At 68.0% G+C, this 24,625-nt stretch carries 27 protein-coding genes; 11 read left to right on the forward strand and 16 right to left on the reverse strand.

What is annotated here, in order from left to right:
* Positions 1–45 precede the first annotated feature (45 nt).
* Complete coding sequence (locus tag AC5P7X_RS10345) at positions 46–747, reverse strand: SGNH/GDSL hydrolase family protein (RefSeq protein ID WP_053500094.1); 702 nt, start codon at positions 745–747, stop codon at positions 46–48.
* Between the two features lie 211 nt (positions 748–958).
* On the opposite strand from AC5P7X_RS10345, the gene AC5P7X_RS10350 reads away from it, so the two are divergent.
* The 9 genes from AC5P7X_RS10350 (at position 959) to AC5P7X_RS10390 (ending at position 8,389) form a co-directional block, all read left to right on the forward strand.
* The gene (locus AC5P7X_RS10350; RefSeq protein ID WP_005415335.1) at positions 959–1,354 is read left to right on the forward strand and encodes a diacylglycerol kinase; all 396 of its coding nucleotides are present in this window, start codon (positions 959–961) and stop codon (positions 1,352–1,354) included.
* Between the two features lie 33 nt (positions 1,355–1,387).
* Positions 1,388–2,137, forward strand: a complete 750-nt coding sequence (locus tag AC5P7X_RS10355; RefSeq protein WP_005415336.1) for a TerC family protein — start codon at positions 1,388–1,390, stop codon at positions 2,135–2,137.
* Between the two features lie 273 nt (positions 2,138–2,410).
* Entirely contained in the window at positions 2,411–3,571 is a 1,161-nt protein-coding gene (locus tag AC5P7X_RS10360; protein WP_053500074.1) for an MFS transporter, read from the forward strand.
* A 567-nt stretch (positions 3,572–4,138) separates the two neighbouring features.
* A complete protein-coding gene (locus AC5P7X_RS10365; RefSeq protein ID WP_069139522.1) occupies positions 4,139–4,759 on the forward strand; it encodes a LemA family protein in 621 nt (206 codons plus the stop codon).
* 3 nt (positions 4,760–4,762) lie between these two features.
* Entirely contained in the window at positions 4,763–5,668 is a 906-nt protein-coding gene (locus tag AC5P7X_RS10370) for a TPM domain-containing protein (protein WP_495214783.1), read from the forward strand.
* Positions 5,668–6,162, forward strand: a complete 495-nt coding sequence (locus tag AC5P7X_RS10375) for a TPM domain-containing protein (RefSeq protein WP_053500484.1) — start codon at positions 5,668–5,670, stop codon at positions 6,160–6,162. The genes AC5P7X_RS10370 and AC5P7X_RS10375 overlap by 1 nt, the downstream gene beginning before the upstream one ends.
* A 51-nt stretch (positions 6,163–6,213) precedes the next feature.
* Positions 6,214–7,101: a prolipoprotein diacylglyceryl transferase gene (lgt, locus tag AC5P7X_RS10380; protein WP_070489714.1), complete on the forward strand. Its 888-nt coding sequence runs from the start codon at positions 6,214–6,216 to the stop codon at positions 7,099–7,101.
* Entirely contained in the window at positions 7,098–7,892 is a 795-nt protein-coding gene (locus AC5P7X_RS10385) for a thymidylate synthase (protein ID WP_171958437.1), read from the forward strand. Before lgt ends, AC5P7X_RS10385 begins: the two co-directional genes overlap by 4 nt.
* Before the next feature lie 5 nt (positions 7,893–7,897).
* Entirely contained in the window at positions 7,898–8,389 is a 492-nt protein-coding gene (locus tag AC5P7X_RS10390; RefSeq protein ID WP_495214784.1) for a dihydrofolate reductase, read from the forward strand.
* Positions 8,390–8,475: 86 nt separating this feature from the next.
* On the opposite strand, the gene AC5P7X_RS10395 is transcribed toward AC5P7X_RS10390, so the two are convergent.
* The 10 genes from AC5P7X_RS10395 to AC5P7X_RS10440 form a co-directional block, all read right to left on the reverse strand.
* Positions 8,476–9,123 (reverse strand): DUF1287 domain-containing protein, encoded by a 648-nt coding sequence (locus AC5P7X_RS10395; RefSeq protein WP_346608023.1) that lies wholly within the window; start codon positions 9,121–9,123, stop codon positions 8,476–8,478.
* Positions 9,120–10,142 carry a symmetrical bis(5'-nucleosyl)-tetraphosphatase gene (locus tag AC5P7X_RS10400; protein ID WP_005415345.1) on the reverse strand — a complete coding sequence of 341 codons (1,023 nt, stop codon included), beginning with the start codon at positions 10,140–10,142 and terminating at the stop codon, positions 9,120–9,122. The genes AC5P7X_RS10395 and AC5P7X_RS10400 overlap by 4 nt, the downstream gene beginning before the upstream one ends.
* A 15-nt stretch (positions 10,143–10,157) precedes the next feature.
* On the reverse strand, positions 10,158–10,541 hold the full coding sequence (gene apaG, locus AC5P7X_RS10405) for a Co2+/Mg2+ efflux facilitator ApaG/CorD (RefSeq protein WP_008268668.1): 384 nt from the start codon (positions 10,539–10,541) through the stop codon (positions 10,158–10,160).
* A 13-nt stretch (positions 10,542–10,554) separates the two neighbouring features.
* Positions 10,555–11,358, reverse strand: a complete 804-nt coding sequence (rsmA, locus tag AC5P7X_RS10410; protein WP_053500476.1) for a 16S rRNA (adenine(1518)-N(6)/adenine(1519)-N(6))-dimethyltransferase RsmA — start codon at positions 11,356–11,358, stop codon at positions 10,555–10,557.
* Entirely contained in the window at positions 11,355–12,335 is a 981-nt protein-coding gene (gene pdxA / locus AC5P7X_RS10415; protein ID WP_005415348.1) for a 4-hydroxythreonine-4-phosphate dehydrogenase PdxA, read from the reverse strand. The genes rsmA and pdxA overlap by 4 nt, the downstream gene beginning before the upstream one ends.
* Positions 12,336–12,338: 3 nt before the next feature.
* Positions 12,339–13,682 (reverse strand): peptidylprolyl isomerase, encoded by a 1,344-nt coding sequence (locus AC5P7X_RS10420; protein ID WP_053500472.1) that lies wholly within the window; start codon positions 13,680–13,682, stop codon positions 12,339–12,341.
* The gene (gene lptD / locus AC5P7X_RS10425; RefSeq protein ID WP_111129210.1) at positions 13,679–16,159 is read right to left on the reverse strand and encodes an LPS-assembly protein LptD; all 2,481 of its coding nucleotides are present in this window, start codon (positions 16,157–16,159) and stop codon (positions 13,679–13,681) included. The genes AC5P7X_RS10420 and lptD overlap by 4 nt, the downstream gene beginning before the upstream one ends.
* Before the next feature lie 89 nt (positions 16,160–16,248).
* The gene (locus AC5P7X_RS10430) at positions 16,249–17,187 is read right to left on the reverse strand and encodes a histone deacetylase family protein (protein WP_188247877.1); all 939 of its coding nucleotides are present in this window, start codon (positions 17,185–17,187) and stop codon (positions 16,249–16,251) included.
* Positions 17,188–17,196: 9 nt separating this feature from the next.
* On the reverse strand, positions 17,197–17,751 hold the full coding sequence (locus AC5P7X_RS10435) for a cob(I)yrinic acid a,c-diamide adenosyltransferase (protein WP_053500465.1): 555 nt from the start codon (positions 17,749–17,751) through the stop codon (positions 17,197–17,199).
* An 8-nt stretch (positions 17,752–17,759) separates the two neighbouring features.
* The gene (locus tag AC5P7X_RS10440; RefSeq protein WP_005415353.1) at positions 17,760–18,344 is read right to left on the reverse strand and encodes a hypothetical protein; all 585 of its coding nucleotides are present in this window, start codon (positions 18,342–18,344) and stop codon (positions 17,760–17,762) included.
* 109 nt (positions 18,345–18,453) lie between these two features.
* Between AC5P7X_RS10440 and ubiH the strand changes: the two genes are divergently transcribed.
* Both ubiH and AC5P7X_RS10450 read left to right on the forward strand, forming a co-directional pair.
* Complete coding sequence (ubiH, locus tag AC5P7X_RS10445) at positions 18,454–19,662, forward strand: 2-octaprenyl-6-methoxyphenyl hydroxylase (RefSeq protein WP_206621025.1); 1,209 nt, start codon at positions 18,454–18,456, stop codon at positions 19,660–19,662.
* Positions 19,659–20,840 carry a UbiH/UbiF family hydroxylase gene (locus AC5P7X_RS10450; protein ID WP_053500461.1) on the forward strand — a complete coding sequence of 394 codons (1,182 nt, stop codon included), beginning with the start codon at positions 19,659–19,661 and terminating at the stop codon, positions 20,838–20,840. Before ubiH ends, AC5P7X_RS10450 begins: the two co-directional genes overlap by 4 nt.
* A 176-nt stretch (positions 20,841–21,016) precedes the next feature.
* On the opposite strand, the gene AC5P7X_RS10455 is transcribed toward AC5P7X_RS10450, so the two are convergent.
* The 5 genes from AC5P7X_RS10455 to AC5P7X_RS10475 form a co-directional block, all read right to left on the reverse strand.
* Positions 21,017–21,412 carry an EF-hand domain-containing protein gene (locus tag AC5P7X_RS10455; protein ID WP_495214785.1) on the reverse strand — a complete coding sequence of 132 codons (396 nt, stop codon included), beginning with the start codon at positions 21,410–21,412 and terminating at the stop codon, positions 21,017–21,019.
* A gap of 49 nt (positions 21,413–21,461) precedes the next feature.
* Positions 21,462–22,529 (reverse strand): 23S rRNA (cytidine(2498)-2'-O)-methyltransferase RlmM, encoded by a 1,068-nt coding sequence (gene rlmM, locus AC5P7X_RS10460; protein WP_329843637.1) that lies wholly within the window; start codon positions 22,527–22,529, stop codon positions 21,462–21,464.
* The gene (locus tag AC5P7X_RS10465; RefSeq protein WP_005415358.1) at positions 22,513–23,073 is read right to left on the reverse strand and encodes a nucleoside deaminase; all 561 of its coding nucleotides are present in this window, start codon (positions 23,071–23,073) and stop codon (positions 22,513–22,515) included. Before AC5P7X_RS10465 ends, rlmM begins: the two co-directional genes overlap by 17 nt.
* A gap of 96 nt (positions 23,074–23,169) precedes the next feature.
* Entirely contained in the window at positions 23,170–23,892 is a 723-nt protein-coding gene (locus AC5P7X_RS10470) for a DUF6348 family protein (RefSeq protein WP_053501225.1), read from the reverse strand.
* Positions 23,893–23,940: 48 nt separating this feature from the next.
* Complete coding sequence (locus AC5P7X_RS10475) at positions 23,941–24,594, reverse strand: hypothetical protein (RefSeq protein ID WP_053501222.1); 654 nt, start codon at positions 24,592–24,594, stop codon at positions 23,941–23,943.
* Positions 24,595–24,625: the final 31 nt, after the last annotated feature.

Consider the following 24,625-nt stretch of genomic DNA (forward strand, 5'->3'; position numbering starts at 1 on the left):
ATGGGGTTGCGGTAGCGCCGGGCGATGCCCGGCGTCCGCAGTCCCTCAGTTGCAGTTGACCTTCGGCGCCAGCGCCCTGGTCCAGATCGCATAGCCGGCCGGGGTCATGTGCAGCATGTCCTCGCGGAACAGCGTCGCATCCGGCTGGCCGTCTGCGCCGAGCATCGGCGTGTAGATGTCGGTGAAACCGGTGTTGGGCAGCTTGGCCAGCGCGGCCTTGATCAGCGTGTTGGCCTCGTTGATCGCCGGCAGCAGGTGCGCGCGCGACGGGCTCGGCTTGATCGACAGGTACTCCACCTTGGTCTTCGGCAGGTCGCGGTGCACGCGCTGCACGAAGGCAACCACGTCGTCGCGCACCTGCACGGCGCTGCGGCCACTGTTGAGGTCGTTGTCGCCCGCGTAGAAGAACACTTTGCATGGCGCATACGGCACCACGATGCGGTCGGCGTACCAGGTGCTGTCGCGCACTTCCGAGCCGCCGAAGCCGCGGTTGAACACTGGCTGGCCAGGGAAGTCGGTGGCCAGGCTCTCCCAGAAGCGGATCGAGGAGCTGCCGATGAACTCGATGCCACCGCGCGGCGGCGGGGTGGACTGGTCGGCGCTGGCGAAGCGGGCCATGTCGCCGGCCCAGGCCACGTTGGAGACCTGTTCTGGCACCCGGGGCGACTCGGCCGGGCTCAGCGCCTGGGCCAGCGGTGCGGCAGTCAGCAGGCCCAGCATCAACAGGCAGGTACGGCGACGGGACATCAGGCGCTCCAGCAGGCAAGGGGCATCCATCATAGGAGCATGCCCGGGCCGTTGCTTGCCCCTGGCAGGCCGTTCAGCGGGCAGGCGCGGGCTGCGGTTGGCGGCCTTGTGGCAAAATGGCCGCCATCTGCCTATTCCTGTGCACCCATGATTCCCTGCCGTGCGTCTGAGCGGTCGCTGCGCCGCGCCCCCGTTGCTGGATGTTCCACCCGTGGCTGATCAGTTCGGCCACCTGCCGCGCGGCCCGCGCCGCATCTTCCAGGCCGCCCGCTGGTCCTGGCAGGGCCTGCGCGCTGCCTGGCTGCACGAGTCCTCGTTCCGGCTTGAGGTCTACCTGCTGATCCTGCTGACGCCGATTGCGATCTGGCTGGGCCAGACGCCGGTCGAACGCGCGCTGCTGATCGGCTCGATGCTGCTGGTGCTGGCGATGGAGCTGGCCAACTCGGCCATCGAAGCGGTGATCGAACGCTACGGCAGTGAGATTCACGAGCTGGCCGGCCGCGCCAAGGACATGGGCTCGGCGGCGGTGTTCGTGCTGATGATGAACGTGTTGCTGTGCTGGGCGCTGGTCGTGGTTCCGCACGCGCTGGCCGGCAACTACGGCTGAAACCCCATTCCCCCACTGCCTTGAAGAGTTTCCATGTCCTTTGAGTTCCTCGCCGACCCCAATGCCTGGGTGACCCTGTTCACGCTCAGCGCGCTGGAAATCGTGCTCGGCATCGACAACCTGGTGTTCATTTCCATTGCTGTCAGCAAGCTGCCGGAAGAGCGCCGCCCGTTCGCCCGCAAGCTCGGCATCGCGGTGGCCTGCATTACCCGCATCGGCCTGCTGGTATCGCTGGCCTACCTGGCGCACATGGCGGCAAACCTGTTCACCGTGGCCGGCATGGGCATCTCCATCCGCGACCTGGTGCTGATCGTTGGCGGCCTGTTCCTGATCATCAAGGGCTGCATGGAGATCAAGGAACTGATCAGCGGTGGCGAGGATGAAGATCCCAGCACCACCAAGGCCTCGGCCGTGTTCGGCTACGTGATCGCGCAGATCGCGGTGATCGACATCGTGTTTTCGCTGGACTCGGTGATCACCGCCGTCGGCATCGCCGACCACATTCCGGTGATGGTCGCCGCGATCCTGCTGTCGGTGATGGTGATGCTGCTGGCCGCCAACCCGCTGGGCCGCTTCATCGATGCCAACCCGACCGTGAAGATGCTGGCGCTCGCCTTCATCCTGATGATCGGCGCGGTGCTGATCCTGGACGGCCTGGACGTGCACGTGCCCAAGCCCTACATCTACGCCGCGATGGGCTTCTCGGTGCTGGTGGAGTGGCTGAACCTGCTGATGCGCCGCCGCGCCCGCGAGCACAACGTGCCGGGCGCCGGCAACTGGTAAGTGCGCCACTGGCGTGTGAGTCCCTCAGAACCCCCGGCATTCCGGGGGTTCTGCGTTCTGCCTTGTAGAGCCGAGCCCGTGCTCGGCTGACCGGCCGGAAGCAGCCGAGCATGGGCTCGGCTCTACACCGGAACCGCGGTTTTTGCACTTGTGGCTGCGTTCCGGCTTCCACTTGTGAACCAGGATCAACAGTGTTTTCCCGGGGCGAGGCTTAATCCGGCGCAGCAAAGCGCGCAGGCTACGCACTCCCGATTCCCGCCCCCAGGACCCCCCATGAATTCCAGAGCCGCCTTGCTGGCGCTTGCCGTTGGCGCCTTCGCCATCGGAACCACCGAGTTTGCCCCGATGGGCCTGTTGCCGGTCATCGCCGACGGCGTCGGCGTTGGCATCCCCACTGCGGGCATGCTGATCACCGCCTATGCCGTGGGCGTGATGCTGGGCGCGCCGGTGATGACCCTGCTGATGGGGCGTTTCGGCAAGCGCACCGCGCTGATGCTGCTGATGTCGATCTTCGTCGCCGGCAATCTGTTGTCTGCGCTGGCGCCGAACTACGGGCTGCTGTTGTTGTCGCGCCTGGTCACCAGCCTCAACCATGGTGCCTTCTTCGGCATCGGTGCGGTGGTCGCCGCCAGCCTGGTGCCGAAGGAAAAGCAGGCCGCAGCCGTGGCCACCATGTTCATGGGCCTGACCATCGCCAACATCGGCGGTGTGCCGCTGGCGACCTGGGTCGGCCAGCAGCTGGGCTGGCGCCTGTCCTTCGCCGGTACTGCGGCGCTGGGCCTGATCGCGATCACTGCGCTGGGCTTCGCGCTGCCGGCATCTGCACCGGGGCCGCGCCCGGACGTGCGCCGCGAACTGAAGGCGATCCTGCAGCCGCAGGTGCTGCTGGCGATGGCCACCACCGTGCTTGGTGCGGGTGCGATGTTCACCCTCTATACCTACGTCGCACCGGTGCTGACCGAATTGACCGGCGCCTCCAATGCCTTCATCGCGATGTCGCTGGCCCTGATCGGCATCGGCTTCACCTTCGGCAACGGCATCGGTGGACGGATGGCTGACTGGTCGCTCGATGGCGCCACACGGATCCTGCTGGCCGTCCTGGCGGTGCTGATGTTCGTGCTGCCGCTGGCCTTCATGAGCCACGCCACCGCGGCGCTGGGTGTACTGCTGTTCGGTGCGGCGACCTTCGCCCTCGTGCCGCCGCTGCAGATCCGGGTGATGCAGGTGGCCAGCGAGGCGCCGGGCCTGGCGTCGTCGATCAACGTGGGTGCATTCAACCTGGGCAATGCGGTAGGTGCTGCGCTGGGGGGGGCGGTGATCAGCTCGGGACTGGGCTACGCCGCGATTCCGGTGGCCGGTGGCCTGCTGGCCGCGTCGGGCCTGCTGCTGGCATGGCTGGGGCGTCCGCGCACTGCGGTGGCTGAGGCCTGCTGAGTGATGTGGGGTTCCGGCAGGGCTGCGCCCTGCACCCGCAGAGGCAACGTCAAAAGCTGGGCTACTGAGGGATGGCGGGGCGGGTCCGGTGGCGGGGGACGCCGTAAACCCTTCCCTGGGGGCTTGGCCGCGGCATCCATGCCGCGGACACCCCCGCCACCGGACCCACCCCGCCTTCGACAGTCTTCCGCGATCTGTCGGAACGCGTTCTGCGCTGCTGTTGGTAGGTGTCGATCTTGGTCGACACGGTAGATCCACGCCATGCGTGGATGGCAGACACCAGGAATGTCTGAAGGGTCGGCTTTTGCCTTTGATTTTTCTTTTGATCTTCCCGCGGTGCGCAGAAAACTGTCCATGGCCGGGAGGGTGGGTCGGCTGGGGGCGTGAGCCGCATGGATGCGGCGACCGAGCTTACATGGACGTACTTGCAGCGGCCCCCAGCCGACCCACCCTCCCGGCCCATCCCCGAGCTGGCTGGACCACACCGCGGAGGGGGCGGCGCCCGATGGCCGGTCTTTCACCCGAACCATGGCATGCTCGGCGCCAAGCCCACCCGGAACCTCCGCCATGCGCCTGTTCACCCGTGTCCTGCCCCTGATGCTGCTGGCCTCCCTGTTGTCCGGCTGCGGCTACAACGCCATCCAGCAGAAGGATGAGGCGGTCAAGGCCAGCTGGTCCGAAGTGCTCAACCAGTACAAGCGCCGCGCCGACCTGGTGCCCAACCTGGTGCAGACCGTCAAAGGTTTCGCCAGCCAGGAAGAGCGCGTGCTGACCGAAGTCACCAACGCCCGCTCGCGTGTCGGCCAGATCAACGTCAACGCCGATGACGAAGCCTCGCTCAAGCAGTTCCAGCAGGCCCAGGGTGAACTCGGCAGCGCGCTGTCGCGGCTGCTGGTGGTGACCGAGAACTATCCGGTGCTGAAGTCCGACCAGAACTTCCGCGACCTGCAGGCCCAGCTGGAAGGCACCGAAAACCGGATCACGGTTGCGCGTGGTCGTTACATCCAGCAGGTGCAGGACTACAACACCTACATCCGTTCGTTCCCGCAGGTGATCACCGCCAAGATCTTCGGCTACAAGACCAAGCCGAACTTCACCGTGGAGAACGAGGCGCAGATCTCCAACGCACCGGCGGTGGATTTCGGCAACGCGCCGCAGCAGCAGCCGGCACCGCAGCCGGGCCACTGACCGATGCGCCTGGCCACTGCGCTGCTGGCCCTGCTGCTGTGGCTGCCGCTGGCGGCGCAGGCCCAGCAGCTGGCGCCGATTCCGGCGCTGGATTCGCCGGTGGTCGACACCACCGGCACGCTGGATGCCGCGCAGAAGCAGGCGCTGGTGCAGCAGGCGCTGGACCTGCAGCAGCGCAAGGGCAGCCAGCTGCAGGTGCTGGTGGTACCCACCACCCAGCCGGAGGACATCGCGCAGTACACCACGCGGGTCTTCGACCAGTGGCAGATCGGCCGCAAGGGCGTCGATGACGGCGTGCTGCTGGTGGTGGCCAAGGACGACCGGCGCGTGCGGATCGAGCCGGGTTACGGCCTGGAAGGCGCGATTCCCGATGCCATCGCCAACCGGGTCATCCAGGAATACCTGGTGCCGCGTTTCCGCGCCGGCGACTACGCCGGGGGCATCACCGATGCCACCGCCGTGCTGGTCAAGCTGATCGATGGTGAAACGCTGCCGGCACCGGTCAGTGGCCATCGTGGGCGCGAGCCGGGTGGCGGCGGCGATGCTTGGTTTCTGGCGCTGTTCATCGGTGTGTTCGCCGGCAGCATCCTGCGCGGCGTGTTCGCGCGCGTGCCGCGCCCGCTGCGTGGCCTGCTCGGCGGCGCTGGCGCAGCCGTGGCGGCGTTCCTGTTCACCTCCACCCTGCTGGCCAGTGGCCTGGCCGGCGTGGTTGGCCTGATCGTGGCGATGCTGTCCGGCCATCCGGGGCGCTTTGCCGGCGGTGGTGGCTGGGGCGGTGGCAGCTGGGGCGGGGGAGGCGGCTTCGGCGGTGGTGGTGGATTCGGCGGTGGTGGTGGATTCGGCGGCGGAGGCGGCTGGGGCGGCGGCGGTGGCCGTTCCGGTGGCGGTGGCGCTTCGGGAGGCTGGTGATGATCCAACGTCTGTTCCGCCATGTATGTTCGCCGTCGGTACGGCGCGCGTTCCCGCCAGCCACGCTGCAGGCGATCACCGAGGCCATCGCTTCCGGTGAGCAGCGCCACGGCGGTCAGGTGATGTTCGCGGTGGAGGCCGATCTGCCGCTGGCCGCGTTGTGGCACAAGGTCACCCCGAGGCAGGCCGCCGAGCATGCCTTCGCACGCCTGCGCACCTGGGACACCGCCCACAACAACGGCGTGCTGATCTACCTGCTGTTGGCCGACCATGCCATCGAGATCGTCGCCGACCGCGGCCTGCATGGCCGGGTCAGCCCGGCGCAGTGGCAGCGGGTCTGCACTCACCTGCGCGAGGGCCTGCGTGGTTCCAACCCGGTGGAAGCGCTGCAGGATGCCATCGACGAGGTCTCCAGCCTGATCGAAGGGCACTTTCCGGCCTCGACGCGGTCGAACGATGACGCGTTGCCGAACTCGCCGCAGATCCTTGGTTGAGCCGGGGCGGCACTGGCCCGAGAATAGACGTTCAACCGCAAGGCACCTTCCATGATCTACTTCCACGACATCGACCCCATCGCCCTCTCGCTGGGGCCGATCAAGGTGCACTGGTACGGCATCATGTACCTGCTCGGCTTCACTGCGGCCTGGCTGCTGGGCCGCACGCGCATCGCCGCCGGGCGCCTGCCGGGCGTCGATGCCAACGGCTTCTCCGACCTGTTGTTCTACGCCATGCTCGGCGTGGTGCTGGGCGGCCGCATCGGCTACATGCTGTTCTACGCGCTGGGCGATTTTCTGCACAACCCGCTGCTGCTGTTCAAGGTGTGGGACGGCGGCATGAGTTTCCATGGCGGCCTGCTGGGCGTGCTGGGTGCCTGCTGGTGGTGGTCGCGCAAGCACGCGCTGCACTTCTTCGACACCATGGATTTCATGGCGCCGCTGGTACCGCTGGGCCTGGGGTTTGGTCGCATCGGCAACTTCATCGGCGCCGAGCTGTGGGGCAAGTACACCGACGGCACGTGGGGCGTGGTGTTCCCGTCGGGCCTGCCGGCGCCGCTGAACCAGTTGGACCATGCGACCCTGCAGGCGCAGTTCGCCACCGGCGCGCTGAACCAGTTCGCCCGCCATCCCTCGCAGCTGTATGAAGCGTTCCTGGAAGGCCTGGTGATGTTCGTGGTGCTGTGGACGGTGTCGGCCAAGCCGCGCCACCGTTACCTGGTCGGCGGCCTGTTCGCGCTGATGTACGGCCTGTTCCGCTTCGCCGTCGAATTCGTACGCATGCCCGACAACGGCGTCTATGTGGCCTTCGACTGGCTGACCCGTGGCCAGATCCTCAGCCTGCCGCTCATCGTCTTCGGCCTGGTGCTGCTGGCGATGTCGCGCCGCGCGCCGGTGCTGCAGCCGCAACCGGTGATGGCTGCGGAGGGCAAGGCATGAAGGCCTACCTGGATCTGCTCGCGCATGTGCTGGAACATGGCGCGGAGAAGAGCGACCGCACCGGCACCGGCACCCGCAGCGTGTTCGGCTGGCAGATGCGCTTCGACCTCAATGAAGGTTTCCCGCTGGTCACCACCAAGAAGCTGCACCTGCGCTCGATCATCCACGAGCTGCTGTGGTTCCTGAAGGGCGATACCAACATCGGCTACCTGAAGGACAACCAGGTACGCATCTGGGACGAGTGGGCCGACGAGAACGGCGATCTCGGCCCGGTCTACGGCAAGCAGTGGCGCAGCTGGGCCACCGCCGATGGCCGCGAGATCGACCAGATGCAGTGGCTGGTGGACGAGATCAAGCGCAACCCCGATTCGCGCCGGCTGGTGATCAGCGCCTGGAACGTGGGCGAGCTTTCGCAGATGGCGCTGATGCCGTGCCACAACCTGTTCCAGTTCTACGTGGTGGACGGCAAGCTCAGCTGCCAGCTGTACCAGCGCAGCGGCGACATCTTCCTCGGCGTGCCGTTCAACATCGCCAGCTATGCGCTGCTGACCCACATGGTGGCGCAGGCCACGGGCCTGGGCGTGGGCGACTTCGTGCATACGCTGGGCGACGCGCACCTGTATTCGAACCACTTCGAGCAGGCGCGCGAGCAGCTTTCGCGTGAACCGCGCGCGCTGCCGAAGCTGTGGTTGAACCCGGAGGTGAGCGACCTGTTCGGCTTCCGGTTCGACGACATCCGCATCGACGGCTATGACCCGCACCCGGCGATCAAGGCGCCGGTGGCGGTGTGAGTGCCATGAAGCTCTCGATGATCGTGGCGCTGGACCGCAACCGTGGCATCGGCCAGGGCAATGCCATGCCCTGGCACCTGCCGGATGATTTCAAGCACTTCAAGGCGCTCACCCTGGGCAAGCCGATCCTGATGGGGCGCAAGACGGCCGAGTCGATCGGCCGCGTACTGCCGGGGCGCACCAACCTGGTGCTGACCCGCAGCGGCCAGGTGCCGTTCGCGGGCATGCGCGCGGTGGCGTCGCTGGACGAGGCGAAGGCGATTGCCGAAGGCGAGGGCGCCAGCGAGCTGTGCATCATCGGCGGCGGCGAGATCTTCCACGAGCTGCTGGACCAGGCCAGCGACCTGTACCTGACCTGGGTCGATGCCGAAGTCCCCGCCGACACCCATTTCCCCGAGGTGGCCGTGCAGGACTGGCGGGAAGTGAGCAGCGAGCCGCATCCGGCCGATGACCGCCACGCCTATGCGTTCCGCTTCGTGCATTACGTGCGCCGCTGAGGATGGTTTTCTGTAGAGCCGAGCCATGCTCGGCTGCTGTTGCCTGATACCTCCCGTAGCTGAGCATGGCCCGGCTCTGCAGGTGCCTACGGCATCCGGTAATGCCCGATGATCGCGTGCTGGAACAGCAGGTTCTCTTCACGCGTGCCGCGCGCGATGTTGTGCAGCACCAGCGGTGTGCCATTGGCCAGCCTCCGGTCGGAGACGATGCCGACATGCAGCAGACCGTTGCCGTTGAGCTTCCAGGCCACGATGTCACCGGCCGCATAGTCGGTGGCGAGGGCGGTGATCGGTTGCTGCCAGCCCTGCCGTTCGAACCAGCGCATCAGGTTCGGCACACGTCGATGATCAATGTTGCGGTCCGGCCGTGACAGGCCCCAGATCGCGGGATACGCGCTGAAGTTGCCGCGCATGTCTTCATGCACGCGCGCCTGCAGGTCCAGGCCCTGGCTGCGCAGGGCGCGCACCACCACGTCGGTGCACACGCCGCGATCAAGCGGGACGTCGCCGCCGGGATAGGACAGGACCTGGTAGGCGGAATCGTAACGGGTGGTGACGCCGATCTGTGCGCGCGCTGCGGCCACCAGTGGCGGTGAAGGGGCCTGCGGCTGCGATGGCGTGGGGGCGGCATTTCCGCCGCCGGTGGGAGCCGGGGGCGAAGCAGGCTGGCAGCCGCTGGCCAGGGCCAGCGTCAGCAGCAGCACCCTCCATGGTGCCCAGCCGCGCCGCGTCATGCCTGCGGCGCGGCGCCGTTGTTGTGGGGTCCACCGGAGCCTCCACCGCCACCACCTCGACGGCGACGACGGCGCGGACCACGGTTGCCCGGGTTGGCAGCAGCGGCGTTGCCGCCGCCCTGTTCCTTGCCCTGCACCGCAGCGGCGGGGCGCTCGTGCGCCGGTCGCGCCGGCGGGCGGGCGTGGGGTACGGGTGCCGGTACATCACGGCCCGGCACCTGCACCACGCGCAGCTCGTCGGTATCGAGCTGGATCGCGGTCAGCTTGCCGCCCCAGACTGCGCCGGTGTCGATGGCGTGCACGCCCTGGGTGATGGTCAGGCCCAGCGCCGACCAGTGGCCGCAGACGATCTTGAGGTCGCGCTCGACCCGTCCCGGTACTTCGAACCAGGGGTAGAGTCCCTGTTCCTGCGTGCCAGGGGTGCCCTTGTCCTCGATGCCGATGCGCCCGCGCGGGGTGCAGTAGCGCATGCGGGTGAGCACGTTGATGATCGCACGCGAACGGTCGTAGCCGGACAGGTTCGGCGCCCAGCTTGGCTTGTCGCCGTACATGTTGCGGAACAGCTTGCGGTAGCCGGCGCCGTGCAGCTGCACCTCGACTTCGGCGGCGTGCTTCTCTGCCATCTGCGTGGTCCACTTCGGCGCCAGGCCGGCGTGCACCATCATCCAGCCCAGCTCGCGATCCACATGCACCAGCTTCTGCAGGCGCAGCCAGTCCAGCAGTTCGTCGCGGTCCTCGGCCTGCACGATGCGCAGCAGGTCCGGGTTGACCTTGCGCTGCTCCTCTTCGGTGCGTGCACCGACGGCCAGCAGCGAAAGATCATGGTTGCCCAGCACCACCACGCTGTGCTCGCGCAGCGAATGCACCAGCCGCAGCGTTTCCAGCGACTGGCCGCCACGGTTGACCAGGTCGCCGCAGAACCACAGGGTGTCCTGGGCCGGGTCGAAGCGGATCTTCTCCAGCAACCGCTGGGTAACGTCGTAGCAGCCCTGCAGGTCGCCGATCGCCCACACACTCATCGTTCGGCCTCCGTGTCAGTGCAGGGTACGCGGGACGGCCAGCACGAACGGTGCGACCGGCGCGGCAAATTCGGTGCCATCGTCGGCGACCATGTCGTAGTGCCCCTGCATGGTCCCGTGATCGGTCCCCAGCATGACACCGGACGTGTAACGGAAGTCTTCACCGGGGCGCAGCCGCGGCTGCTCGCCGATCACCCCGTCGCCATCGACATGCTCGACACGGCCATTGGCATCGGTGATGCGCCAGTGGCGTGCGACCAGGCGTGCGGCGACCCGCCCCTGGTTGTGGATGCGGATCGTGTAGGCGAACGCAAAGCGACCGTCTTCCGGCGCGGATTGATCGTCGAGGAAGCGCGGCGCGACTTCGACGGAGATGGCGTAAACGTCAGCGTCTTCCATACCGGCAGTGTAATCAGGAGGCATTGGCCAAAGCGATGAATTCGGCCACGTCCAGCTGTTCGGCGCGGGCATCGGGACGCACGCCGGCAGCGATGAACTGCTCGGCGGACACCACGTTGTTCAGGGCATTGCGCAGGGTCTTGCGGCGCTGCCCGAAGGCGGCCTTGACCACCTCGGCAAAGCGCGTGTGGTCGTTGATGCTGATCGAGGCCGGGTCACGCGGCACCAGCCGAACCACGGCCGAATCGACCTTCGGCGGCGGCCGGAACGCGCCCGGCGGCACCACGAACAGCGAGGTCACCTGGCAGTAGGCCTGCAGCATCACGCTGAGGCGGCCATACACCTTGCTGCCGGGGCCGGCGGCCATGCGGTCGACCACCTCCTTCTGCAGCATGAAGTGCATGTCGCGGATCACTGCGGCATGCTCCAGCGCATGGAACAGGATCGGCGAGGAGATGTTGTAGGGCAAGTTGCCGACCAGGCGGATCGGCTGGCCATTGGCCAGTTCGGTGAAGTCCACGCGCAGCACGTCGCGATGGACGATGGTCAGCTCGCCCAGCGGCTCGGCGGCGGCGGTCAGCGGCGCGATCAGGTCGCGGTCGAACTCGATCACCGTCAGCTTCGGGTGCACGCGCAGCAGCGGCAGGGTGATGGCGCCCTGGCCTGGACCAATTTCAACCAGGCGGTCGCCATCTTTCGGGTTGACCGCCATCACGATCTTGTCGATGTAGTGGCGATCGGCCAGGAAATGCTGGCCAAGCTGCTTCTTGGCCGGTGCGGTGAACACCGGGCCGGAGGGGGAATGCGGGGAATTCATGCGCTCAGTGTACGTTGCCGCGCCAGCTGCGCACACAGCGTCGTTGCCGCCTGCAGGCTGGAAGGATCGGCGATGCCGCGGCCGGCCAGGTCCAGCGCGGTGCCATGGTCGACCGCCACGCGCGGGTAGGGCAGGCCGAGGGTCAGGTTCACCGCCTGTTCGAAGCCGGAATACTTCAGCACCGGCAGGCCCTGGTCGTGGTACATCGCCAGCACGGTGTCGAAACCGGCCAGCTTGGCCGGCAGGAAGGCGGTGTCGGCCGGCAGCGGCCCGACCAGGTCCATGCCCTCCGCGCGCAGGCGCTGCAGCAGGGGGATGACCAGGTCCAGTTCCTCGCGTCCCAGATGACCGTCTTCGCCGGCATGCGGGTTCAGCCCGAGCACCGCGATGCGCGGCGCAGGCAGGCCGAACTCGCGGCGCAGCGCGGCATGCACCGTGCGCAGGGTGTGTTCCAGGCTGGGCGCGGTGATCGCATCGGCCACCTCGCGCAGCGGCAGGTGGGTGGTGGCCAGGGCCACGCGGACAATGTGATTGGCCAGCATCATCACCACCTTCACTCCGGCCTGGTCGGCCAGCAGTTCAGTGGTGCCGCTGTAGGCGATGCCGCCCTCGTTGATGACCGCCTTGTGCACCGGGCCGGTCACCACACCGTGCAGCTCACCGGACAGGCAGGCCTGGCCGGCGCCGAGCAGGGCGCCGATGACCGCGCTGGCATTGGCCGGATCGGCCTGGCCGAAGTGGCTGGGCACCGCGTTGCGGACGGCGCGCAGGCGCAGATCGCCGGGGACGCGTGCTTCGGCGTGCTCGGGCAGCAGTTGCAGGGGCAGGTTCAGGGCGGCCGCAGCCGCGCGCAGGGTGTCCGGGTCGGCGAAGGCCAGCAGCCGGCAATCTTCACGCGGCTGCTGGACGAGGCGGACACACAGCTCCGGGCCGATCCCGGCGGGCTCGCCCGGTACCAGAGCGAGCTCGGGGCGCATCGGTCAGGACTGCGGCGGCGTGGCGGTGTTTTCCGCGCGGTCGCCGCTGCGGAAGCTGACGTAGGCTTCGCCACGCAGTTCCTGCAGGAAGCGGTTGTACTCGTCTTCCAGCTTGCGGCGGCCGATGGTCTCGCGGACCTGGGCGCGCTGGTTGTCGGTGGTCACGTCGGTCTGGCGGGTCGCCACGCGCTGCACGATGTGCCAACCGGCGTCGGTGCGGAACGGCTGGCTGACGCCACCATCCTGCAGGCCACTCACCTGCTGGCCGAAGGCCGGACCGAACGCGTCCGCCGGGAACCAGCCGAGATCACCGCCCTGGCCCTTGCTGTTGTTGTCCTCGGAGGACTCCCTGGCAACGGTCTGGAAGTCGGCGCCGCCGGCAATGCGGGCGCGCAGGGTATCGATCTTGGCCTTGGCAGCGGCATCGGTCTGGTGGTCGTCCACGCGGACCAGGATGTGGCGGCCGTGGAACTCGGTGACCGTCTGCTCACCGGCGGCGGAACTGCTGTCACGCACTTCCACCAGCTTCAGCAGCTGGAAGCCGCTCGGGCCGCGGATCGGGCCGACCACCTCGCCCGGCTTCATCTTTTCCATCAACTGGGCAAAGGCCTGCGGGATTTCATCCAGGCTGCGCCAGCCCAGATCGCCGCCTTCCAGCGCGTTCGGGCTGTCCGAATAGCGCACGGCCGCCGCGTTGAAGTCCAGCTCGCCCTTGTCCAGCAGGGCCTTCACGCCATCGGCCTTCTTCTGGCCGGTGGCGATCTGGTCGGCGTTGGCACCGTCGGGCAGGGCGATCAGGATGTGCGCCAGGTGATACTGGTTGCCTACCGTGGCCTGCTGCTTCAGCGCGGCGTCGACTTCACCCTCGCTGACGCTGATGCGGCTCTGCGCGAAGCTCTGGCGCAGGCGCTGCACGGTGATCTCGTCACGCACCGACGCGCGGAAATCGTTGAAATCGATACCGTCATGGGCCAGGCGCTGGCGAAGGGCATCCAGGTTCGAACCGTTCTGCTGGGCGATGGCGTTCATCGCCTGGTTCAGCTCCTGGTCGCTGACACGGATGCCGCTGCCCTGGGCGCGGGCCACCTGCAGCTTGACCAGCACCAGGCGTTCGAGCACCTGGCGGCTGAGCACGTCTTCCGGCGGCAGCTGGTTTTCCCGGCCGGCATACTGCGCCTTGATGTTGGCGATCGCACGCTGGAGCTCGCTCTGCAGGATCACGTCCTCATCGACGACGGCAGCGATGCGGTCAAGCGGCTGCGCCTCCTGGGCAAGCACCTGCAGGGGGGCGGACACGCTGGACACCGCCAGCAGCGAGGCGAGAAGAACGGGGAAGCGCTTGGTCATGGGATCAGGTTCGGATCGTAGTCATCCCGGGTCGCCCCGGTGTTGCTCGGCGGCACGAGATAGAGGTCGTCGCGGTTGTAGCCGAGGATAGCACGGCGCAGGGTACGGTCCGTGTCCTGCCCCAGGGAGCTCAGGCCCTTGAGCACGAACTCCACCTGGATGGAGTTGTTCATCTCGCCTTCGCGGTTGCGGACATAGCGGCGGCCGACCACACGCACGGCCAGGCAGCAGCTGTCCCACTGGACACCGCCGATGATTTCCAGCGGCTCCTTGTCCTGCAGCGAGTAGTAGTAGCGACCGACCAGGCTCCAGCGCGCATTCAGCGGGTACAGGAACGACAGGTCGGCCTGTTCCAGCAGGGTACGGTCGTGCTTGTTGGCGTTGGCCGGGGCGCCCGAGTTGATGCGGTAGCGGTAGCTCAGGTTGATCACGCCATCGTTGGGCATCAGGTAGCGGGCACGGACGCTGGCCAGATCCTCACGCTTGTACTTCGGGTCCCACTGGTAGGTGGCACCCAGGGTCCAGCGGTCGTTGATCATGTAGTTGCCGTCGGCGATCCACGCCGACTTGCCCTTTTCCACCGGCGCGCCGCCCGGGGTGACGGTCACCCGCGACTCGTCGAAATACTGGATCTGGCCGATGGCCGCCGAGAAGCGTTCCTTGCCGGTGGTCTGGTCGATGAAGCGGGTGCCCAATGCCAGGGTCAGCTGGTTGGCATCGTTCTGGCGGTCGGCGCCGGTGTAGCGCGAGTCGCGGAACAGCTGGCCCCAGCTGAACGTGAAGTCACGGGTGTCGAAGATCGGAAGGTCGTCCTGGTTGCGGTACGGCGTGCGCAGGTAGAACAGGCGCGGTTCCAGCGTGTGCAGGAATGACTTGCCGCCGATCGTGGTCTCGCGATCGAAGAACAGGCCGGCGTCGATGCTGCCGATCGGCAGGCTGCGGCTGGGCGATTTGTTGCCGCGCAGCTGCTCCGGCGTGGCGGTGTTCGGGTCGATGCCCTGCGAGGCCAGCACGTTGCGGCGGACGCTGTCAGCCAGGCCCTGGTCCAGGTCGTAGCCGGTGTAGCGGTAGGCCAGGGTCGGGGTGACGTACCAGGCCGCGCCACTGATCGGGAACGACACGTACGGCTTCACGTCCAGGCGCGAGCCGCCGTACATGCGTTGGGTCTGGCCGTTGCGCGTGTACTGCAGGTCGGGTCCCGCATCGGCGCCGTACTTGAAGTTGATGTCGTCGTGGGTGAAGCGCACGGCTTCGGCATAGATGCCGGTTTCCAGCCACGGCAGGACCGGCTTGTCCCAGTTGAAGTACAGGCGCGGCTGGCGGTTGTACGGCAGCGCGCTTTCATTGAGCGTGTAGTCGGTCAGCTGCCAGCGGTCGGCCATGATGCCGGCCGTCCAGTTCCTGCCGGTGCCGTACAGGCCCACGGTGCTCTGCAGGTTCGAGGCAGTCACCCCGACCAGGCGGTTGGCGAAGTCCTCGACATAGCGCTCGTCGCTGACCCAGGCCAGGTTCGCACGGGCCTGCCAGTGGCTGTCCACGTTGTGGTAACCGCTGAACATCACCCGGCCGCGGTCGCGGTCGCGCAGCTTGTCGTTGGGCATGAACGCGGTCAGCAGTTCGCCGCGGCCGCCGTTGTAGAGATAGCGGAACTCGTTGTCGAGCATCAGGCCGCGCCGGCTCATGTAGCGCGGGGTCAACGTGTCGTCGTAGTTCGGCGCCAGGTTGAAGTAGATCGGCTGTGCGTAGTCGAATCCGTTGCGCCCGGACATGCCCAGCTGCGGGAACAGCAGGCCGGTCTTGCGGCGGTCATCGATCGGGAACTTGAAGTACGGCGCCCATAGCACCGGCACCTTGCCGATCCGCAGCACGGCGTTGCGGGCGGTGCCGAAGCCCTCGTCGTTGTCCACTTCGATCTGCGGCGCCGACAGCTTCCACACCGGCTGTGACGGGTCGCAGGTGGTGTAGGTGGAGCGGTGCATCTGGCCGACCGCGCCCTGCAGGTCGACCGACTCGGCATCGCCGTTGCCGCGGCGCGACACCAGCTGGTACTTGATGTCGGTGATCTTGTGGGTGTCGCTTTCCTGGTTGCCCTCGGCGCGCTTGGCGACCATGCGGATCGAGGAGTCCTGGTAGCGGACATTGCCGTCGGCGATGTAGTTGCCGCTCTCGGTATCGAAGCTGAGCTTGTCGGTGCCGACGAACTGGTCGCCGCGGCGCAGGGCCACGTTGCCTTCGTACTGCGGCACGGTGGTCGTGCCCAGCAGCTGGTCACCCTCGATGTCGGTCGGCTGCTGCTCGCGCGCAGCGCTGGCGGCGGCCTTGTCCTGCCCCGGGACCGGGGTGGGCGCATCGGTGAACGCGGGAATCACGTCGGTAGCCGGGCACAGGCCCCAGTTGAGCGGCTTTTCATCGGCCATTGCCGGCAGGCAGATGGCGATGCTCAGAGGCAGGGGAAGCAGGCGGAGGGCTCGGCGCACGCGGTTCGGATTCGGGCGAAAACGGACGGTAGCTTGCCCCATCCCTTGCATAGGGGCAATGAAGGACGCCGCAGCCTGCCGGTTCGGGTTCATCCGGAGACGCTGCCGGGAGGGGGCAGCAGCAGGGCCTGGACATGGGCCACGCTGCACTCGGCAAGGGCCTGCAGGTCATAGCCGCCTTCCAGCATCGAGACCACCCGGCCGGCCGCATGACGGCGCGCCAGCGCATGAAGTTCCCGGGTGATCCAGGCGAAATCGTCGGTTTCCAGCATCAGGTCGGCCTGCGGGTCACGCAGGTGGGCGTCGAAGCCGGCCGAGATCAGCAGCAGCTGCGGACGGAAGTCGTCGATGGCCGGCAGCATTTCGTCTGCCCACACGTTGCGGAAGCGGAAACCGCCACTGCCGGGGGGCAGCAGGATGTTCATCAGGTTGCCGGCACCGCGGTCGCGGCGCAGGCCGGAATTGGGGAACAGGCCGGCCTGGTGGGTGCTGTAGTACGAGACCCGGGCGTCGTGCTGGAAGATGTCCTGGGTGCCGTTGCCATGGTGGACATCGAAATCGACCACCGCGATCCGCTCCAGCCCATGGCGGTCGCGGGCATGGGCCGCGGCAATGGCAATGTTGTTGAGCAGGCAGAAGCCCATCGCGGTGCTGCTGGTGGCGTGGTGGCCCGGGGGCCGCACCGCGCAGAACGCCAGCGGATCCTCGCCCAGCATCACTGCATCGACCGCGGCCACCCCGGCGCCGGCGGCGTGCACGGCGGCACTGGCCGAGCCCGGCGAGGTCCAGGTGTCCATGTCCAGCTGGCGCAGCGGCGCGGTCTGCGGCTGCAGCACGAAGTCGAGCAGGGCACTGTCGTGGACCCGGGTCAGTTCGCCGAACTTGGCCGGCGGCGCCTCGCGCCAGTCCAGCTGGCCGGGGAACGCGGCGTGCAGGGCATCGAGTACTTGCTGCAGGCGTTGCGGGCACTCCGGATGGCCGGGGCCGGGGTCATGCAGCAGGCAGGACGGATGGGTGAAGACCAGCATCGTGCCGACTCAGCGCTGGCGCTGCTGTGGCTGCCACAGCGCTTCGCCATGGCCGTCGGCGCGGGCCAGTACGCGCGCCAGCACGAACAACAGGTCCGACAGCCGGTTGAGGTACTGCAGCGCCTCGCTGCGCACGGGCTCAAGGCGGGCCAGGGTGACGGTCTCGCGCTCGGCGCGGCGGACGATGGTGCGGGCCAGGTGGCAGCGTGCGGCGGCCTCGCCACCAGCCGGCAGGATGAACTCCTTCAACATCGGCAGGTTGGCGTTGTAGTGGTCCAGCTGCTGTTCCAGTGCCGAGACATCGGCGGCGTGGATGGCGGCGTGGCCCGGGATGCACAGCTCGGCACCCAGGTCGAACAGCTGGTGCTGCAGATGCACCACCAGCGCGCGGACATCCTCGGGCAGCGCGGTGGCAAGCAGCAGGCCGAGCGCAGCGTTGGCTTCATCGACGGTGCCGTAGGACGCCACCCGGGCGTCGTCCTTGGCCACGCGCTGGCCGTCGCCGAGGCCGGTACTGCCGTCGTCGCCGGTGCGGGTATAGATGCGCGAGAGGCGATGACCCATGGCGCGGCTCAGTGCCGGATGTCGCGGCGGGCCTGCTGAAGCTTCAGTACCTGCTCCACCGCCAGCTGCAATGCCGCCGCCAGCGCCACGTAGATCGCGGTGGTGCGCAGGTAGGGGCCGAACCATTGTGCGTAGTTCTGCGCCCAACCGGCCAGCGTCGGCTCGGCCACGTTGCGGGTGGTCCAGTAGAAACCGCCCTGCGCCAGCAGGTGGCAGACCGCCACCGAGGCCACCAGCAGCAGTGCCCCCTTGGCCAGCACCGGCCAGCGTGCGCCCTGGTAGTTGCGGCCCAGCAGCATGCCGCCGGCCCACAGCGAGAAATACGCCGGCAGCAGCAGCCAGTAACCCGGCGACACGCAGTAGTGCTGCCAGAAATCCAGGCCGCTGCTGCGGATCACGATCCAGTCCACCAGCACGGCGAACACCATCAACAGCGGAAACGCCCAGCGTGTCCACGTGGCCAGGTAGAAGCCACCGATGAAGAACACCGCCCAGGAGGCATCGGGGATCGCCGCGAAGTGGTTGACCCGGGTCGCCGCCAGCAACAGCACGAGGACGGACAGGACGAAGGCGCGGTTGGCGGTGGCGGACATGGCAGCGGGCCCGGAGCGGATTCAGGTTTCATTCTAGCCCGCCGCGCCGGTTGGCGCAGGTCGGGTGGTGTTGGGCGTTCGGGCAGGGCGAGCGCGTATCATGAACATCATGAGTGAACGACATGACGTGCTGATCGTCGGTGGTGGCCTGGTCGGTGCCAGCCTGGCCATCGCCCTGGACCGCCTGGGCCGCGATGTGGGCCTGCTCGAGGCCAGCCCGGCCGGCGAGCTGCCGGCGGTATTCGACCAGCGCAACCTCAGTTTTGCCGCTGCCACGGTCAATGCGCTGACCGCGCTGGGGGTCATGCAGAAGCTGGCGATGGCGCCGGGCCCGATCCGCCGCATCCACGTCAGCCGCGCCGGCGATTTCGGCCGGGTGCTGCTGGAGGCTTCCGACTACGACCGGCCGTGGTTCGGCCAGGTGGTGGTGGCGCGGGACTTCGGCCAGGCGCTGGAAGCGCGCCTGCAGGAGCTGCCGCGGCTGCGGCGCTACCGGCCGATGCGCTTCCTGGGCCTGGGCGAGGTGGTCGATGGCTACCGCCAGGTGCGGGTGGCCGACGAGACCGGCGAACGCGTGCTGCAGGCCCGGCTGGTGGTGGGGGCCGATGGCACGACCAGTGGCGTGCGCGGCGCGCTCGGCATCGAGGTCGACCGCCATGATTTCCAGCAGACCCTGTTCGTGGCCCGCGTGCGCAGCCAGCGCGCGCCGGACGGCACCGCCTGGGAGCGCTTCACCGATACCGGCCCGACCGCCCTGCTGCCGCGTGGTGATCGCCACTTCGGCACCGTGCACGGTGTTGCGCGCGACCAGGCCGATGCGGTGATGGCGCTGGACGATGCGGCTTGGCTGCAACGCCTGCAGAACGCAATCGGCTGGCGCGCCGGCCGGCTGCTCGAATCCGGCCCGCGCAGTGCTTATCCGCTCATCCAGGTGCTGGCGCGCGCGTTGGCCGGAGAGCGCGCGGTGCTGCTCGGCAATGCCGCGCAGACCATCCATCCGCTGGGGGCGCAGGGCTTCAACCTGGGCCTGCGCGATGCGCTGACCCTGGCTGAACTGCTGGAGGATGCGCATGAGGATGCCGGCAGCGATGCACTGTTGCAGGCCTATGTCGCGCGCCGCGAAGAGGACCGCCGGCAGACGGTGGCGTTCTCCGGCGGGCTGGCGCGCCTGACCAGCAATCCGGCGCCGTTGATGCGGCCGCTGCGCAGCCTCGGCCTGGTGGCCGCGCAGCGCGCCTCGGTGCAATCGATGCTGGTCGGTGGTGCGATGGGCTTCCGCGGCGAGGTGCCGCGGCTGTGCCGTGGAGAAGCGGCATGAGCCGGCGCGCGCGTCTTGATGTGGCCATCATCGGCGGTGGCGTGGTCGGTGCCGCGTGTGCGCTGGCGCTGGCTGATGCTGGCCTGTCGGTGGCGCTGGTGGAAGGTCGCGAACCGGCGCCGTGGCAGGCCGCACAGCCGGACCTGCGCGTGTTCGCCTTCGCTGCCGACAACGTACAGCTGCTGAATCGTCTTGGTGTGTGGCCGGCGATCGCGCAGGCCCGTGCATGGCCCTACCGGCGCATGCAGGTGTGGGACGCGGCCGGTGGCGAGGATCTGCTGTTCGACGCCGATCGCTTCGGCCGTCGCGAACTGGGCTACATCGTCGAGAACGGGCTGCTGCAGGACCGCCTGTGGTCGGCGCTGCCGGCGGCGGGTGTGCAGCTGCACTGCCCGGCACGGGTGGACGCGCTGGAGCAGGACGAGGACGGCGTGCGCCTGCGCCTGGATGACGGGCGTCGCCTGGAAGCGGCGTTGGCGGTGGCCGCCGACGGCGCCGAATCGACCCTCCGCCAGCTGGCCGGGATCGAGGTGGAACGCCATGACTACCACCAGCGTGGCGTGGTGGCCTACGTGGACAGCGATCTTCCCAACCAGGCCACGGCCTGGCAGCGCTTCCTGCCAAGCGGGCCGCTGGCGTTGCTGCCGGTGGCCGAGCGCCGCAGCTCGATCGTCTGGACCCTGCCCGAGGACGAGGCGGCGCGTGTTCTGGCACTGGACGAGGACAGCTTCAACCGCGAACTGACCCGCGCCTTCGCGGCACGCCTGGGTGAGCTGCGGTTGGCCTCCCCGCGAGCGGCATTCCCGCTGCGCCGCCAGCTGGCCCGTCACTACGTGGCCGGTCGTGTACTGGCGTTGGGTGACGCGGCGCATGTGGTGCATCCGCTGGCCGGGCAGGGCGTGAACCTGGGGCTGCGTGATGTCGCCGCCCTGCAGCAGTGGCTGGCACCCTCGGCAGAGCGCCGCGGCCAACCGCGGTTGTCGCCGCAGCGCCTGCAGCGCTGGGCACGCGAACGGCGGAGCGACAACCACATCGCCGCCTACAGCTTCGATGCGATCAACCGCCTGTTCTCCAACGACGAAATGCACCTGACCCTGGCCCGGGGCCGTGCGCTGGGCTGCGTCGGCCGATGGCCGCCGCTGGTGCAGGCGTTCTGGAAGCGCGCCGCTGGGGTGTAAGCGGAGTACATGCCGCACGACGCTGCGGGCATCGCTGGCGCGCTACCAACCACGGGACGCTGCTCTTGTAGGTACCAACCTAGGTTGGCACGCTCCCGGCATCGGTGAACAAAAAAGGGGACGGAGGGGATTAAGCCGTATGTGCACATACGACTTAATCCCCTCCGTCCCCTTTTTCAATCCACCAGCCAGCCGGCCAGGTCGGTGCGGTCCAGCTTGCCGCGATGCCTGCGGTCCAGCGAATTGAATTCGTCGGCCAGCGCCGGGTTGGCCTGCGCTTCCTCGCGGCTGATGAAACCGTCGCCGTTCACATCCAGCGCGGCGAAGTAGATGCGGTACTGGCCAACCACGCTGCTGGGCTCCAGCGAACGCACCGTCACCTGTGCCTCGCCGGCCGGCTGTGCAATCTCGACGCTGCCGCTGACCCGACCGGCATCCAGTGGCTGCTGGCGGATCGCGCCGCCGGTGGGGCCCAGCGGCTGGCTCTGCGCAGGGGTGTGCGGCAGTTGCTGGGCCATGGCCGGTGCGACTGACAGCAAAGTGATCAGCAGGGTGAGCGAGTGGTAGCGCATGGTTCCGTTCCCCGGTAGCGCCGGGCCATGCCCGGCGGATGCAATGGGATCAGCGCAGCGGCGAGGCCAGCACGGTGATCTCTTCACGATCGTGATAGAGCTGCTTGGCGCGCACCACCAGCGGCTTCCCGGCCTGGTCCTGGAACAGGTCCAGGCACAGCCGGGTCTCGTCCCAGCGCTTCTTCATCGGCAGCTTCAGATTGAAGATCGCATGCCTGCACCAGCCTTCGCGGAACCAGGTGGCCATGCGTTCGGCGACGCGGCGCGGCTGCTCGACCATGTCGCAGACCATCCAGTCCAGCGGTTGTTCCGGGTGCCAGTGGAAGCCATCGGCGCGCAGGTGCTCGACCAGGCCGGTGTCCAGCACGTGCTGGCGCAGCGGGCCATTGTCGATGCTCAGCACGTGCATGTGCTGCCGGGTGAGCACCCAGGTCCAGCCACCGGGGGCGGCGCCAAGGTCGGCCGCGCGCATGCCGGGCTTGGCCAGCGCCTCGCGTTCTTCAGGCGTCAGTAGGGTCAACAGCGCCTCGTCCAGCTTCAGCGCCGAACGCGAAGGCGCTTCGGGCAGCAGCTTCAGGCGCGGAATGCCCAAGGCCCACGGCGCGCTGTCGGCCGGGTCGGCCACGCAGACGAAGGCATGGGTACCGTCGACGAACACCACATGCAGGCGCGGCAGGCGGGTGTTCGGCTTGTCGCTGAGCTTGCCGGCCTTGCGCAGCGCCGGGCGCAGTGCATTGCCAAAGGAACGCGCCAGGCCGGACAACGGCTTGCCAGCGTCGGAATCGGGATGCTCCACCCACAGGTCGCCGAAGCGCGGCGCATCAGCCAGCACCTCCAGCATCGGCGTAATGCGGTCGGCCGGATCCAGCTGTGGCAGCTCGGCCAGCACAACCAGCTTCTGCCGCGCGAAGATCAGTTCGCGCCAGCGCAGGCGCGGTGCCAGCGCCGCGGCCTCGTCGCACATGAAAAGCACGTAGCCGTCATTGCGCTGGGTGCGTGCATAACCGGCGAAACCGGCCTCGCCGGCACGGAACTGCAGTTCGCCGGCCAGCTCGGGCTCGAAACCCTGCCGGCACAGGCACAGCAGGCCGATGCCGGTTTCAGTAACGGGCGCCATCGCTTTCCCCATAGGCACGCAGCACGCTGCGCGCGGCGTCGCGGTTCAGGCCCTGCACCACTTCGATGCCACGCTTGTTGAGCTCGCCGACCCAGTCGGCCGGCAGCGGGCCTTCGTCGAACGGGGTCAGTTCTTCGACGTCGGCTGCACTGGCACCGATCAGCAGGCGGTCGATGCCCGCCCACACGGTGGCGCCGTAGCACTGGCAGCACGGCTGCGAGCTGGTGGCCAGGGTGACCGGCGACAGCACCGCGTTCAGGCGCGGGGTCTGCAGGCGTTGCTGGGCCAGCATGTAGGCCATGTTCTCGGCGTGCGCCAGCGAGGTCGCGTGTGGCATCACCCGGTTCACGCCGGCAGCGATCACCTTGTCGTCCGGGCCGAACACCACGGCGCCGAACGGGCCGCCACTGGCGTGCTCGACGTTCAGCCGCGACAGCTCGATCGCCAGCGCGACCTTGGCCTCATCGCCCGGATATCGACGATCCAGGTCGATCTGGTCGTGGATCCAGGCGGGAAGGGTCAGGTGGACTTGCGCGTACAGCATCGCGGGGGTGCCTCGTAGGGATGGAAGAAAGTGCGGTTGCTTGGGAAACCGGCGCGCAGTGTAGCCGCACCGGCCTGTATCGGGTGTGGCGGTGGGTCAGCCGGGCGAGCCGGTGCGGATCACCACATATTGCTTGCGGAACTCCAGCCCGGCCTGCGGCCAGCTGGCCGCATAGGCACGCAGCAGGGGCAGGGCGGCGGCGAAATCGTGGCCGTTGACCCGGCAATCGGCCTCGCACAGGCCATCGGCATCGCGCGAGGCGAACAGGCGGATGGCCAGGAACGGGCGCGCCTTCAGCAGCTCGTCGAAGGCGTCCATGCTCCTGGTGAACAGGCAGCACGGACAGGACCCATGGTCGTCCTCGCTGCAGGTGCTGGCGTCCACCTCGTGCTCGCGGTAATGCGCCAGCGGACCCAGCACCACGGTGCGTTCGTGTTCCCGGGCCCCATCGCCGGCCGGATAGGTCAGGCCCATCATTGGCAGGGCCTGTGCGTCTTCGGCGCCGATCGCGGTCTGCAGGGTCACCAGGTCGACCCGTGCCCAGGCCTGGAAGCCGGCCAGCAGTGATGTCTGTTCATCGGTACCGTTGGCGTGCTGGTACTCGAACAGGCCGTCAGCGAACAGCAGCGGATGCTGGCTTTCGATGACGGTGGAGGTCTGCCAGCCCCCGTTGTCGCGCGCGTGTGCGGCCATCGCATGCGGGGTCAGGCGCAGTCCGCTGTCCAGCAGCAGCGCGTTGCCGTCGATGCGGCTGGCGACGCTGGCGTCCTGCAGGGCCTGCTGCAGCAGTGGGAGGAGGGCGGTGGACGTCGTGGTCATGTCAGGCCTGTGGATGGATCGGGTGGAGCATCCAGGCCGGGCCTGGTGCTAGCGGTCGAGCGCGTCAAGTTCGGCGCGATAGCGCTGCGCGTCGGACTGCTGCTGCGGGTCGTTGCCGTGGTCGCGCAGCCAGCTTTCCAGTTCGCGGCGATACTCCGCGCGGAAATCGGCATTGCCCGGGCTGAAATGCAGCTTGCGTGCTGCCACCTCCACGCGCTCGCGCGCGCTGGACCGGGCCTGGGCGATGCCGTGGGGTGATTCGTTGGTGAGGATGACGAAGTTGCGCGGGAAACCCGGCGTGTACTTGATCACGAACGGCTGGTCGCGCGCCGGGATGCGGATGGCGTTTTCCAGCGGCCACAGCGAGGCGGTGTTGGTGTGGAACACCGCCTCCACATCGCGCCCTTCGGCCGTGCGCAGCACCGCTTCGTAGCGCCAGATGTACTGTTCGTTGAGCGTCGAGCTGGTTCGCTCTGCCTTGACGATCACCGCTTCGCCGCGCTCGCCCACCAGGTTGAGGAAGGTGGCGTTGAGGAAGTGGCCGAAGAACATGTTGAGCATCGCCAGCGGGAACACCACGATGGCGTAGCCTGGAAAGCGTCGCCACCACGAGACCAGCCCGGCCAGCACCATCGCTGCAAAGAACGTCAGCAGCGGATGCTGCGAGATGAACCAGAGCAGGACGGACAGGGCGGTGATCATCGTCGGGGGCGTGCGGGCGCCGTGTGGGCGC

The organism is Stenotrophomonas sp. YJH_SMC_53, assembly GCF_059369995.1.